At 42.5% G+C, this 13,809-nt stretch carries 14 protein-coding genes; 13 read left to right on the top strand and 1 reads right to left on the bottom strand.

The features are described 5' to 3' along the window. Window positions 1-10 precede the first annotated feature (10 nt). The 13 genes from MKX52_RS15005 to MKX52_RS14945 all read left to right on the top strand — a co-directional run bounded on the left by MKX52_RS15005 (window position 11) and on the right by MKX52_RS14945 (window position 13,365). Window positions 11-1,468, top strand: a complete 1,458-nt coding sequence (locus MKX52_RS15005; protein ID WP_342490951.1) for a tagaturonate reductase — start codon at window positions 11-13, stop codon at window positions 1,466-1,468. Beyond that, complete coding sequence (locus MKX52_RS15000) at window positions 1,465-2,958, top strand: altronate dehydratase family protein (protein WP_342490950.1); 1,494 nt, start codon at window positions 1,465-1,467, stop codon at window positions 2,956-2,958. Before MKX52_RS15005 ends, MKX52_RS15000 begins: the two co-directional genes overlap by 4 nt. 20 nt (window positions 2,959-2,978) lie before the next feature. Beyond that, window positions 2,979-4,370, top strand: a complete 1,392-nt coding sequence (locus tag MKX52_RS14995) for a glycoside hydrolase family 28 protein (RefSeq protein ID WP_012011233.1) — start codon at window positions 2,979-2,981, stop codon at window positions 4,368-4,370. Between the two features lie 174 nt (window positions 4,371-4,544). Further along, entirely contained in the window at window positions 4,545-5,495 is a 951-nt protein-coding gene (locus MKX52_RS14990; RefSeq protein ID WP_012011231.1) for an ABC transporter substrate-binding protein, read from the top strand. Next, window positions 5,461-6,519, top strand: coding sequence for an iron ABC transporter permease (locus MKX52_RS14985; RefSeq protein WP_342490949.1), 1,059 nt, complete (start codon window positions 5,461-5,463; stop codon window positions 6,517-6,519). Before MKX52_RS14990 ends, MKX52_RS14985 begins: the two co-directional genes overlap by 35 nt. After that, entirely contained in the window at window positions 6,516-7,799 is a 1,284-nt protein-coding gene (locus MKX52_RS14980) for a heme ABC transporter ATP-binding protein (RefSeq protein WP_342490948.1), read from the top strand. Before MKX52_RS14985 ends, MKX52_RS14980 begins: the two co-directional genes overlap by 4 nt. A 129-nt stretch (window positions 7,800-7,928) precedes the next feature. Further along, window positions 7,929-8,498 carry a cob(I)yrinic acid a,c-diamide adenosyltransferase gene (locus MKX52_RS14975; RefSeq protein ID WP_251184391.1) on the top strand — a complete coding sequence of 190 codons (570 nt, stop codon included), beginning with the start codon at window positions 7,929-7,931 and terminating at the stop codon, window positions 8,496-8,498. A gap of 324 nt (window positions 8,499-8,822) precedes the next feature. Further along, window positions 8,823-9,215 (top strand): hypothetical protein, encoded by a 393-nt coding sequence (locus tag MKX52_RS14970; RefSeq protein WP_151021842.1) that lies wholly within the window; start codon window positions 8,823-8,825, stop codon window positions 9,213-9,215. A gap of 15 nt (window positions 9,216-9,230) precedes the next feature. Then, window positions 9,231-9,896: a PspA/IM30 family protein gene (locus tag MKX52_RS14965; protein WP_088001317.1), complete on the top strand. Its 666-nt coding sequence runs from the start codon at window positions 9,231-9,233 to the stop codon at window positions 9,894-9,896. A gap of 111 nt (window positions 9,897-10,007) precedes the next feature. Beyond that, window positions 10,008-10,877, top strand: a complete 870-nt coding sequence (locus MKX52_RS14960) for a DUF4097 domain-containing protein (RefSeq protein WP_342490947.1) — start codon at window positions 10,008-10,010, stop codon at window positions 10,875-10,877. A 30-nt stretch (window positions 10,878-10,907) separates the two neighbouring features. Then, a complete protein-coding gene (gene liaF, locus MKX52_RS14955; RefSeq protein ID WP_041815917.1) occupies window positions 10,908-11,672 on the top strand; it encodes a cell wall-active antibiotics response protein LiaF in 765 nt (254 codons plus the stop codon). After that, the gene (liaS, locus tag MKX52_RS14950) at window positions 11,669-12,733 is read left to right on the top strand and encodes a two-component system sensor histidine kinase LiaS (RefSeq protein ID WP_012011214.1); all 1,065 of its coding nucleotides are present in this window, start codon (window positions 11,669-11,671) and stop codon (window positions 12,731-12,733) included. The genes liaF and liaS overlap by 4 nt, the downstream gene beginning before the upstream one ends. Beyond that, on the top strand, window positions 12,730-13,365 hold the full coding sequence (locus MKX52_RS14945; RefSeq protein ID WP_003213157.1) for a response regulator transcription factor: 636 nt from the start codon (window positions 12,730-12,732) through the stop codon (window positions 13,363-13,365). Before liaS ends, MKX52_RS14945 begins: the two co-directional genes overlap by 4 nt. Before the next feature lie 47 nt (window positions 13,366-13,412). On the opposite strand, the gene MKX52_RS14940 is transcribed toward MKX52_RS14945, so the two are convergent. After that, the gene (locus tag MKX52_RS14940; RefSeq protein ID WP_012011213.1) at window positions 13,413-13,781 is read right to left on the bottom strand and encodes a hypothetical protein; all 369 of its coding nucleotides are present in this window, start codon (window positions 13,779-13,781) and stop codon (window positions 13,413-13,415) included. Window positions 13,782-13,809: the final 28 nt, after the last annotated feature.

Here is a 13,809-nt window from a genome sequence, read left to right as displayed (position 1 = left end):
GGGAATCCATTTGAAACGTTTATCAAAAAGCATATACCCAGTGTCTGAATATCCGGAAACGATTTTGCAGATCGGTGAAGGGAATTTTATGCGAGGCTTTATGAATTGGCACATTCAAAAGCTGAACGACTGCACAGATTTTAAAGGAAGGGCTGTTGTTGTTCCTCCGAGAAAAGGATCTGTTGCAGCTTTAAATGAACAAGATGGCTTATACACATTATGTATTCAGGGCTATCATGACGGGCAAGAAATAAATGAGCGCATGATCATTCAATCGATCAGCAGAGGAATCAGTACGTATATGGATTATGATGTTTTTTTACAAGTAGCTGAAAACCCCGATCTCCGCTTTGTTTTCTCAAATACGACAGAGGCAGGACTTATGTTCAGAAAGGAGGATCGCTTTGAGGATCGACCACAAGCGAGTTTTCCGGGAAAGCTGACAGCGTTCCTATATCACCGGTTTAAATCATTTGCTGGAGATGAACAAAAAGGGATGATCATCCTTCCTTGTGAACTGGTTGAACATAACGGTGACCGTTTGAAGGAATATGTGGTAGACATGGCAATTGAGTGGGAGCTGCCGCTTGCGTTTATCACATGGATCAAGGAAGCCAATACGTTTTGCAATACGCTTGTGGATCGGATTGTTCCCGGGTTTTCTAAGGAAGTAGCTGAAATGGTTCAAAAGGAAGAGGGATATATCGACGAGTTGCTTGTCACGGCAGAATACTATCACCTCTTTGTTATTGAAGCACCTGTCTTCGTACAAAAAGAGCTTCCCTTTCAAAAAGCAGGTTTAAATGTTCTTTTTGTAGAGGATATTTCGCCTTATCGCATAAGCAAGGTACGGATTTTAAACGGTGCTCATACAGCGATGGTGCCAATCGCTTACTCATGCGGGATAGAAACTGTAAACGAAGCTGTGGGTGATGAAGATGTTGGGCCGTTCATCCGGCGGATGCTGGAGGAGGAAGTACTACCAGGGCTTGAGCTCTCTCGAGATGAGCTTCTTCTTTATACACAATCGGTCTGGGATCGCTTTTGCAATCCATTTGTGCAGCATCAATTGTTGGATATTGCGCTTAATGGTGTATCGAAGTTCCGAATTCGTATTCTTCCGTCATTGCTTGATTATGTTGAGCAAAAGAAACAGCTTCCAATGAAACTCGTGTTTTCACTCAGCAGCCTCATTTATTTTTACAGAGCACATGCAGAAAAGATAAAGGATGATGAGACGGTACTGACATTCATGAAGGAAGCCTTTGAAGAAGTGAACCAATCTAATGAAGCGATTGCAGCTAAGATTCTATCATGTGAGTCATTATGGGGGAGAAATTTAACGGATATACATGATTTGGTTCACGCTGTAGCTCATCAGCTTACTTTCATACAGGAGGAAGGGATGAGAGCGGCTGTTCAAAGAATGCTGCAACATCAATATGAAAGTCAGGGGGAGAAGGCATGAAAGATTTTATTGTGATTCACCCTTCAGATAATGTCGGTATTGCTTTAAAAGTACTTGAACAAGGGGAGGAGCTGCATCATCAAGACCATGCTGTTGTTTTAAAAGAAACCATCGCCAAAGGCCATAAGTTTGCATTGGCTGATATCAAGCAGAGAGAGAATATCATGAAATACGGTTACCCCATCGGGCACGCAACGACTGCCATTTCTGCTGGAGAATGGGTGCATACACATAACATTAAAACCAATCTATCAGGAAAGCTTAATTATGAATACGAGCCTTCATTTACAAAGAACCCCTATGAAAAATCGAATCTTACTTTTAAAGGATATAAGCGGAAAAATGGGGAAAGTGGGATACGCAATGAGCTTTGGATAGTCCCAACCGTTGGATGCGTAAATGGCATCGCCGATCAAATTATCCAAATATTCACCGCTGAAATGGGCGGGAGCATCCATCCGTTTGAAACAGCTCTTGTATTAAAGCACAATTACGGATGCTCACAGCTTGGAGACGATCATGAAAATACAAAAACCATTTTACAAAATGCCGTGAAGCATCCCAATGCTGGAGGCGTGCTTGTCCTCGGACTGGGTTGTGAAAATAACGACATTGGAGATTTTCAGTCTACATTAGGTGAATATGACCATGAGAGAGTGAAGTTTTTAAGAAGCCAAGAAGTAGGAGATGAGATTGAGACGGGAGTCGCTTTACTCAAAGAAATTTATGAGGCAGCGAAAGAAGATCACCGTGAAGAAATCCCGTTATCTGAGCTGAAAATCGGTTTGAAGTGCGGGGGATCAGATGGATTCTCCGGTATTACCGCAAATCCGCTTTTAGGAAGGCTGTCCGATTTTATTGTTGCTCAAGGCGGTACGACAGTGTTAACAGAAGTGCCAGAAATGTTTGGAGCAGAAACGATTTTGATGGAAAGAGCAGAATCAGAAGTGACTTTCGACAATATTGTGCAAATGATCAATGACTTTAAACAATACTTCATGGATCATCGACAGCCAGTATATGAAAATCCTTCCCCGGGAAATAAAGCAGGGGGAATTTCGACATTAGAAGATAAATCTTTCGGATGTACACAAAAAGCAGGGACTTCTGACATTCAAGATGTATTGAAATATGGGGAATTGCTAAAGCGAAAGGGTCTAAATTTATTAAGTGCCCCAGGAAATGATTTGGTTGCTTCATCTGCTCTTGCTGCTTCTGGCTGTCAGTTGGTTCTTTTTACAACAGGCAGAGGGACACCATTCGGCACGTTTGTCCCAACAATGAAAGTCTCGACAAATACAGCCTTATATGAAACAAAAAAACATTGGATTGACTTTAATGCGGGAGAATTGCTTGAAGATGTACCAGAAGATGTTGTGTTAGAAAAATTCATTTCAACTGTCATTGATGTGGCGAGTGGAAAGTTATTAAATCATGAAAAAAACAATTTTAGAGAGCTAGCTATTTTCAAAACAGGTGTCACACTTTAAGGCGACTGGGGGATGAGAATGTGTCTAGAAAACGGGATTTAATGTATATCACAGCAGGAACGGTACTCACAGGAATCGGACTCACACGTTTAGCAAGACAAGGGAAGAAAAACAAAGAAGCAAACGGAATCGATCAAGTGTTAAAACAGATAAAAGCACCACTGTTCCCTGATCGTGAATTTAATGTGGTTCATTATGGTGCAGATGCACAAGGAATCGAGCTTTCAACAGAAGCTATCCAGTCTGCCATTGATGATGCGCACCGTTTGAAAGGGGGGCGTGTGCTCATTCCAGAAGGGACATTTGTGACAGGTGCGCTAGAATTGAAGAGTCATGTAGAGTTGCATTTGCATGAGAAAGCGTATGTGTCATTCAGTCAAAACCCAAAGGATTATCTGCCGCTTGTCCTGACAAGATATGAAGGGGTCGAGCTTTATAATTATTCACCTCTCATTTATGCACACCATGCAGAAAACATTGCCATTACAGGAGCTGGAACGCTTGATGGTAGGGGGGATGAGCATCATTGGTGGCCTTGGAAATATGGCACGAATGGCCAGCCCTCTCAAGAGCGAGATCGTCAGCTTCTATTTGACATGGCTGAAAAGAGAAGACCAGTAGAAGAAAGAGTGTTTGGTGAAGGTCATTATTTAAGATCAAGCTTTATCCAGCCCTACCAATGTCAGCAAGTTCTTATTGAAGGAGTGACAGTGAAGGATTCACCGATGTGGCAAATTCACCCTGTACTAAGTGAACATGTGATTGTTCGTGGAGTCCATATTATCGGGCATGGACCAAATACAGATGGTGTGAATCCAGAATCTTGCCGGAATGTACTCATTGAAGATTGTTATTTTGATAATGGCGACGACTGTATTGCCATCAAATCTGGAAGGAACGAGGACGGTCGAAGAATAGGGATTCCATCTGAAAACATTGTCATTCGTAGAAATGAGATGCGTGATGGACACGGGGGAGTAACGATCGGGAGTGAAATCTCTGGCGGTGTAAGGTATGTCTATGCAGAGAATAATGTAATGGATAGTCCGAACCTTGACCGGGCACTGCGGATTAAAACCAACTCTGTCAGGGGCGGTACCATTGAACATATTTACTTTAAAAACAACACAGTCAAGAGCTTAAAGCATGAAGTGGTCTGTATCGATATGATGTATGAGGAAGGGGATGCGGGTCCACATCGTCCTGTTGTACGTCATATTGAAGTAGAAGGACTGAAAAGCAGCGGCGGACGATATGGAGTGAAAATAGCCGCCTACTCACATTCCCCGGTGACAAACTTCAACATGAAAAATTGTGTCATAGATCATGTGACGTATCCACTTTCTTTGGAGCATGCAATAGCGCCTTCTTTTCAGAACGTTGTCATCAATGGCGAACAAATTAATAAATAGATGATGTGAAAAACAGTCTTTTTAGAGGCTGTTTTTTCTTTTATCAGAAGGAAAAAGACGCTTTTAGAAATCACATATACAACCTATCTGCACTGTAGTATAATATTCCCGAAATTAGAAAAGAATTGACGGAAGAGATTTCGTCAAGCAGTACATAAATCAGGGGGTTCATTCATGAAAAAGTTAACGGCCATTTGGCTATCGCTCCTGCTTGTGATGGGTGTTTTAGCAGGATGTGCAGGTGCTGAGACAGACCATAAAGCAAAGAGTTCACAAAATAACGAAACAGCGACTGCGGCATTTCCTGTCTCAATTAAAGATGCAGCTGGTAAAACAGTCGAAATCAAAGAACAGCCAAAACGAATTGTTTCATTAATTCCAAGTAATACAGAGGTTGCGTATGCGCTCGGTCTTGGAGATAAAATGGTTGGACGTTCTGATTTTGACAATTATCCAAAGGAAGTTGAAAAGGTAGAGAAAATTGGCGGACTTGAATTCAATGTCGAGAAAGTCATTTCCTTAAAACCTGATCTGGTACTAGCTCATGCCTCGCAGATGGGATCAAAAGATGGATTTAAACAGCTAGAGGATGCAGGGATTCAAGTACTGACTGTAAATGATGCCACTTCCTTTAAGGATGTGTACAAATCGATCAATATGATCGGTGAAGCAACAGGTGCAAAAAAAGCATCAACAAAGCTTGTAGACGAGATGAAAGCAAAATTGAATAACATCAAGAAACAAGCAGAGGCGATCTCTAAAGACAAACAAAAAACAGTCTTTGTTGAAGTATCAGGTACTCCTGAAATTTATACAACAGGAACTCATACATTTATGGACGAGATGTTATCTGTGATCCATGCGAAAAATGCTGCTGGTGATCAAACTGGCTGGGTGCAAATGACAGAAGAATCGATTATTAAACGAAACCCTGACGTAATCGTCACAATTGATGGGTCCAGTTTAGCTGATCTGAAAAAGAGAGATGGCTGGAATGCGATCAAAGCAGTAAAGGAAAAACAAGTCTTTCAATTGAATACGGATCTCGCATCAAGACCGGGACCGCGATTGGTTGAAGGAGTCGAGGCTCTTGCGAAAAGCATCTATCCTGACACGTTCAAATAAATTCATCATCGCATACACACTAAGTTCTTTACTTCTTGTGGTGAGCATTGGAATGGGAATCTCCTTTGGAAGCTTAGGGATTCCCATTCCTTCTATTCTCCGTATATTTGTTCATGAACTATTCGGTGTGCAGATAGGCACAATAGATTCAATTGATCGCAATATTATGATGAATATCCGGCTGCCGAGAGTGATATTAGCGGCACTAGTCGGAGCAGCGCTGGCGTTATCTGGAGGAGCTTTTCAGGGGTTATTAAAAAATCCTCTAGCTGACCCATATACACTCGGTGTATCTCAAGGGGCATCAGTTGGAGCCGTCGCGACCCTATTTTTCAGTTTGCAGCTCCCTTTGCTCGGCAGTTTCACGCTCCCTTTTTTCAGCATGACAACAGCACTTGTGACCCTATGTCTCGTTCTCTTTTTTGCGCGTCTTGTTCATCGGGGGATGAGCATCTCCTCTTTAATTTTAACAGGGGTGATTTTCAGTTCTTTTTTGGGCGCGCTTATTTCATTGATGATTGCTTTAACGGGTGATGATTTAAAAGAGATTATTCATTGGCTTCTTGGCAGTGTGTCCATGAGGGGCTGGCGCTATATTGTGCTTTTCCTTCCTTTCTTTCTGATTGGGACCTTTGCATTAATGCTGATGGGGAGAGATTTGAATGTCATGACGTATGGCGAGGAGAAGGCAAAGCTATTAGGTGTACATGTGAAAAGGAGCAAATATATCGTGCTACTTGCTGGATCGATTTTGACTGGTAGTGCAGTAGCAGTATCAGGAACGATCGGATTTGTGGGACTTGTGATTCCGCATTTTATTCGCCTCTTAGCTATCACAGACCACCGGCACCTCCTGCCCTTGTCGATGCTGAATGGCGCTTCCTTTCTTGTTTTAGCAGACGTGTTATCGCGTACAATCATTGAGCCGACTGAATTACCGATCGGCATCATCACAGCGTTAATTGGTGCCCCTGTATTCGGCATCATCCTCATCCGTAAATATAGAGGAGGGACGCATCTATGATTCAAGTGAAGGAAATCAAAGGTGGATATGGAGAGAAAGAGGTCATACGTGGCATCAGTCTTGAAGTAAAACAAGGAGAATTTCTCGGTATTCTTGGTCCAAATGGAAGCGGGAAGTCGACCTTGCTTAAAATGATCTCTGGGCTGCTGGAACCTGACAGTGGAGAGGTACGCCTGAGCGGTCAACTGGTTCAATCCTACCGTCCAAAAGCGCTTGCGCAAAAAATGGCTGTTCTACCGCAGAAAACGGACCAAGCCTTCTCATTTACAGTGCAAGAAACGATTCAATTCGGTCGTTACCCGTATCAAAAAGGATGGCTGCAATCTGTTACGCAAGAAGATGTACAGGTCGTCAGCAAAGTTATGGAACAAACGGGTGTTGCACAGTTTAAGAATCAATCCATTCATGAGCTAAGCGGGGGAGAACAACAGCGTGTGTATTTGGCACAGGCACTAGCCCAGCAGCCTGACTATTTATTGCTTGATGAACCAACCAGTTTTCTTGATTTGGCCTATCAAAAAGATTTGCTTGATTTAATTAAAGAAGAAACGACTTCCTCTAGATTAACGGTCATTGGTGTGTTTCATGATGTAAACATCGCCAGTTTGTATTGTGATCGGCTACTCCTGCTTGATGAAGGAAAGACAGAAATGGTAGGGCTGCCGCATCACGTCTTGACGCCTGAGCGAATCAACCGTATATATGAAACAAATGTAACACCGCTCCAACACCCGCGAAGGGCAAATCCTCAGCTAATCATTGAGCCTGCGGAGACTTCTGTAGCATCAAATGCAAAGTTAGCGGATGGTTGGAAAACGTATGGCGGAGAAGGAATGACATTTTCTCTCAAAGAGCCGCTCCGCACCCTTTCCTCACACCAGAAAAAGGGTGGCTTCTTTTGGAAAAGGTCTCTTGGAACGGGAAGTGAGATGCTTCTGGATGAGGAGCTGGAAGATCGGGAAGGACTATTGTTTTATGACCAAGCAAGTGGTCCAAAACAATTTGCTGCTGAAGACACAGATGATGACATGGTGCTTTACGGCATGCGTCATCAAGAAGAGCTGACCATTTGGCTTGTACTGAAAGAGTCTCTATCAGACGGATTTTCTGTTCAGCTCATGGGACAGCTTGTCCACATGATAAAACAGGAGACGAACCTGTCCATTCATCATCTTTGTATCGCTACTGCCAACTTGCAAGAAACAGAAGATGATGAGCATTTACGCGAACGATTAAAGCAGAAAGTGTACCGTCTCCTTTATTCATTGAATGCCATTTGAAAGTGAACCAAAGGGTTCGCTTTTTTGGTTTATGATGCGATGAACATCACAGTGTTTAGTTAAACAAATACATCTTTTTCACTTCAGGTTATACTAAAAGGACGAAGCCATAGACAAGGAGGGACTCTAATGAAACTTTATACAAAAACAGGCGATCAAGGTCAAACAGGCTTGATCGGCGGAAGAACCGATAAAGATGACGTGAGGGTAGAGGCTTACGGCACGTTAGACGAGGCGAATAGTTTCATTGGACTCGCACATGCAAAATTACGTCAGCATGGTGAATTGTTTCAAGACATTATGTCAGAGCTGATTGTGATACAGCACGAGCTGTTTGACTGCGGCGGTGATTTAGCAGCAGTGAAACTACCGAAAGAAGGTAAATTAACTGAAGCGTCTGTAGCAGTCCTTGAGCAAAGAATGGATGTCTATGTAGAAGAAGCCGAGCCGCTCACGAAATTTATTTTACCAGGCGGTCAGGAAGGTGCGGCTCTCTTACATGTGGCGCGCACAGTCGTCAGAAGAGCAGAGCGGCAGATGGTGACGCTTGCGAAGGAGGAGGAGATTCCACCAGTTGCGCTCACGTATGTAAACCGGCTATCTGACTATTTATTTGCAGCCGCCCGAATCGTGAATCATCGGCTCGGTGAAGCGGATGTCGAATATGAACGAAGTGCAAACGTATTTCGGTCTAAATAAAGAAAAGCACTCTTCTCATTGAAGCGTGTAAACAAACCTTCGCATTCGTTGTCAGGTCTGTGCGCCGGTGCTCGTCCTTCCCAGACTTCAAAGGTTTTCTATCACGCTGAAAAGAAGACAAAGGGCTAAAATCAAGATCATTTTAGCGCATTGTCAACAATCTGAGCACTCTTCTCATTGAAGAGTGCTTTTTTATTGGATTCTACCGCTCAGTCTGAGCGAAGTTACGACTCTGGTCGCAATGAAAGATCAATCTGCGACACGTTTTGCCAGCTTTCTTTTTTGACTATAGTAAAGGCAAGGAGCAAGAAAGGAGGCATGAAGATGAAAATAACAAGTAAAACCATCATCGGTTCGATTTTAATGTTTGTCGGTCTATCCATCTTCTTCGGTGGTTCGCTAGGAGGGCTGATCCCGATTCTGATTGGGGCGTGGCTCATCTATGTAGGTGTAAAGAAATACGAGAAAGGCAGTAAAACTTTCGGCATCATTCTTGCCGTCATTGGTGTCATGATCGTTGTGCAAGGTCTGCCATTTATCTTTGGGATCGCCCTAGCTGGGGGGCTTCTCTACTTCGGCTGGAGGATGATCAATGGTGAAGTGGCAAAAGGATCATCAAGCAGATCATATATGGAACCAAACACGTCACCGAAAATGGAAGAACCTATGCACACGTCATTTGATCAAGAATGGGAAGACTTTTTAAAGAAAAAATAAGAGGAGGAAATTCAAATGGTATTTAGAAGAATGAGAGATATGTTTGTTGCAACGGTCAATGAGGGCTTAGATAAAATGGAGAATCCGCGTGTCATGCTAAATCAGTACGTTCGTGATATGGAGGACGATATTGCCAAAGCGAAACATGCGATCATCAAACAGCAGACGATACAACAAGGTTTCCTGCGCAAAGCAGAAGAGACGGAAGCATTTGCTGAAAAAAGAAAGAAGCAGGCTGAGCTGGCATTTCACGCAGGAGAAGAAGAGTTAGCACGAAAAGCGCTCACAGAAATGAAGTATTTTGAAGAAAAGCATCAGGAATATCAGGAAGCTTATCAGCAATCTGTGAAACAACTAAAAGAACTAAAAGAGCAATTGCAGCAGTTAGAAACGAAGCTGCGTGATATTAAAGACAAGAAGCAGGCGCTCATAGCAAGAGCAAATGCCGCACAGGCAAAGCAGCATATGAACGAATCTATGAATAAAGTAGATAGTGAAAGTGCATATAAAGAATTTCTTCGAATGGAGAACCGTATCGAAGAAATGGAGACAAAAGCAGGCAGCTATGCACAATTTGCAGATCAAGGAGCATATGCTCACTTAGACTATGCCGATGAGGTGGAAAAAGAATGGCAGAAGCTCAAGCTAGAGAAGAAGCCTGAGCAGCAGCAAGCAAACTAAGAAATCAATGACAAATCGGAAGAAAAGCAGGATTTTTCTTCCGATATTTGATTTCTTTCTGTTTCGCTTTTCCTTATAATGAAAAGGTCAGAAGATAAAGGGATGGTATGAATGAAGCGATTAATTGGTCTAATTTGTATACTCGTAGGTGTCTTTTTAATGATTGGGATGCTTTTCAAAAACGAAAATCTCTTTCATTTGAGTTTCTCCCGTGAAAAACCAGTCACAACGGCTTCAGCAAAAAAAGATGAAATTGATCAATTAGATATTTCTCTTTCTGGATTTCGCGTGAAGGTACAGCCTGAAAATCGTTCCGATATTTCCGTGATGGTCATAGGTGGAAAAGGGAAAATGTATGCGGAACAAACAGGTAGTACATTTAACGTCCGTGCTGAAAATAAAGGATTCTTGTTTTTCACTTCATTTGAAAAAGGAGAACTCTTAGTTAAAATCCCAACAGATTATCATAAAAATGTGAAGATTACGGGTGGAAGCGGGGTCAGTGAGATCGACGGCGAAGGGAAGCTTTCTCTTGAAGATGTGATCCTCAAATCAACAAGCGGAAACCTTAATGCTGAGAATTTCTCAGCAAACAATGTAGAAATCAAAGCGACATCTGGCAGACTCTCTGCGTCTCACATTGATGCGAAAAATAGCGATATTGGAGCAACCTCAGGCCGTGTCGATATTAAAGATGTCAAAGGCGAAATGCAGCTAGAAATGACGAGTGGTAGATTGACGGCAAGCTTTGATACCATTGAATCACCTGTCTCCTTTCACATGACATCAGGCAGCGCAAAATTTAACCTGCCAGATGAAGGAGATTTTAATGTCCAAGTGAAAAAAACAAGTGGAAGTGTCGACCACACCTATCACTTTGATCAAGCAGATAGTGAAGGACGGGGCTTTACAGGTACGCGGGGAAAAGGGACACATTTAGTCGATATTGAAATGACAAGTGGAAACTTAAAGCTGCGGTAATGAACGAAACAAAGGAAGGAGGCGAGTCAACTGCGTTTTTCAAGGAATCAAATTTTAGGCATCATTGTCGTGATTTTTGGTATTAATCTATTTCTCAAAATTATTGGGATCGGAGCCGATTTGTTTTGGCCTGTGTTTTTTGCGCTTGCGGGCTATTGGCTGCACTCAAGATCCAAACGTTGGCTCGGTTCAGTTTCCTATATTTTTGCCGGCTTTCTCTTTTTAAAATTCCTGCTCAATATTACATTTAGCCTCACAGGATATTTATTTGCCGCCTTTTTGATCTATGCCGGCTATCGCTTATTGAAAAACAAACCCGTTTTTGATATCGATAAAAAGGAAGCACCGGAGAACGATAAACCTTCTCTGAAAGTCAATCTTGAAAAAGAGGGCGAGCAAAAGAAAACAAAGAGCCAGACAAAGCCGCACAAGGAGCATGATTTCTTTATCGGTGAAGTCAGACTGATGAAAAAGCCGTTTCAATTAAGTGATTTGACGATTTCTGGTTTTATTGGGGATGTCAAAATCGATTTATCAAAGGCCATTATCGCAGAAGAAGAGAGCACGATCGTGATAAGCGGGCTCATCGGAGATGTGGATATTTTCGTTCCGCAGGATATTGAAGTATGTGTGAGCGCTTCGGCTGCCATTGGTGATATGAAAATTATTGATGAAAAAAGAAGCGGATTCGGCAGTAAAGTGTATGTGATGACCGACAATTATGATGAGAGCAAACGTAAAGTGAAAATCTCCATCTCTTTACTGATCGGAGATGTGGATGTGAGATACTTATGAGGAAACTCCATCTAGGTATCCAGTGGCAATCAATTCGTCTTGGAGTAGGGATCTCGCTTGGTGTTGTCATCATGACGATGCTGCCCATGTTTTTTTATTACCAGCTTGATCCGATGATTCTCCTCTCTACCCGCTGGTTCGGCATCCCGTTTTTTTGTATTTTACTGATCATTAGTCTTGCCATTGGGTTTTCTGCCTCACATGTATTTGGTTATCAGCATAAAAAGCGTCTTGATCAGCTTGTAGAGTCGATTTTAAAGTTTGAAAATGGGAACTTTGCATACAGACTGCCGTCTCTTGGCGACGATGAAATTGGCTTAGCAGCAGACCAATTAAATGAAATGGCAAAACGAGTGGAAGGTCAAGTAGCCTCTTTGCAAAAGCTCTCGAATGAACGGGCTGAATGGCAGGTGCAAATGAAAAAATCGGTCGTCTCAGAAGAACGTCAGCGTCTAGCACGAGAACTGCATGATGCGGTCAGCCAGCAGTTGTTTGCGATTTCAATGATGACCTCTGCAATTCTTGAGGGTATGAAGGAAAAGGATGAAAAGATTTTAAAGCAGATGCGTCTAGTCGAACGAATGGCTGGCGATGCACAGAATGAAATGCGAGCGCTTTTGCTACATCTCAGACCGATCACCCTTGAAGGAAAAGACTTGAAAAAAGGCTTGATTGAACTCCTAAATGAATTTCAAGCAAAGCAGCCGATTGATATCGATTGGGAAATAGAAGATGATGTTCCGCTGTCAAAAGGGGTAGAGGATCACCTCTTCCGAATCGTACAGGAAGCCCTGTCAAATGTGTTCAGGCATGCAAAGGCGACAAAGGTGACAGTGCGTCTGCTTATTCGAAATCGGCAGGTGCAGCTGAAGATTATCGACAATGGCATCGGCTTTCAAACAGATCATGTGAAGACGGCCTCCTACGGACTGGAATCCATTCGTGAAAGAACAAGTGAAGTAGGCGGTGTCGCAGAGATTATGTCATTTGAAGGAAAAGGAACACAAATTGATGTGAAGGTTCCCATTTTTGATGAAGGAAAAGGAGAGAACGTTCGATGATTCGAGTGCTTTTAATCGACGATCACGAAATGGTGAGAATGGGGCTTGCTGCTTTTTTAGAGGCACAAGCTGATATTGAAGTCATTGGTGAAGCGTCAGATGGACAAAAAGGTGTAGAGCTAGCAGTTGAATTACGGCCAGATGTCATTTTAATGGATCTTGTCATGGAAGGCATGGATGGCATCGAAGCAACGAAAAGAATTTGTCAGGAAATTGAAGATGCTCGAATTATCGTTCTGACGAGCTTTATTGATGATGATAAAGTTTATCCAGTGATTGAGGCAGGTGCTTTAAGTTATTTATTAAAAACATCCAAGGCAGGAGAAATTGCAGATGCCATTCGGTCTGCAAGTATCGGCGAACCAAGACTAGAATCAAAAGTAGCTGGAAAGGTGATGAATAAACTTCGTCATTCCTCAAATGGATCAATCCTTCATGATGCATTAACAGCAAGGGAAATGGAAATCTTGAAGCTGATTGCGGATGGGAAATCGAATAAGGTCATCGCTGAGGAACTATTCATTACAATTAAAACAGTGAAGACACATATTACGAACATTCTTTCCAAACTCGATGTAGAAGACCGGACGCAAGCGGCTGTGTATGCGCATCGTCATAAGCTGATTCAATAAAATAAAAAAACAGCTTTCAAAAGAAAGCTGCTAGAACATGCGTAAATTTAGTCCTTCTGTCCTGTGATTGGACGTTCGGATAGTTGATGGAGCTCAGGAACTGGAAAAGCCTCCTGCTCCTCGGCCGATTTGTCTTCTAGGGCTTTCTTCATCTCGGATAATAGCTTTACGCTCTCCTTTGCCAATGCTGCCTTTTTCTCTTGCAAACCAATGATCTGTGAAAGTCCGACGAATATACCGCCTCCTATCAGAAGGAGCGCAGGGGTTTGTCCATAATAGATCACGATCAAAAATGTGCTCGAAAAGCTGTCGGCTTCAATGAAGAAATCTTCTTTTGATTGCATGAATACAACGACTAACAGGAGTATTCCTAGAATCAAAAATAGAATGCCGGCCGAAAGTAAAGCTCGTTTCATGATTGACACCCTTTTTTTCTTACCATTT

The sequence above is a fragment of the Bacillus sp. FSL R5-0422 genome, from assembly GCF_038610765.1.
Classification (GTDB): Bacteria; Bacillota; Bacilli; order Bacillales; family Bacillaceae; genus Bacillus; species Bacillus pumilus_O.
Note: the sequence above shows the minus strand (reverse complement) of the source record. Positions and strands in the feature narration are given on the sequence as shown.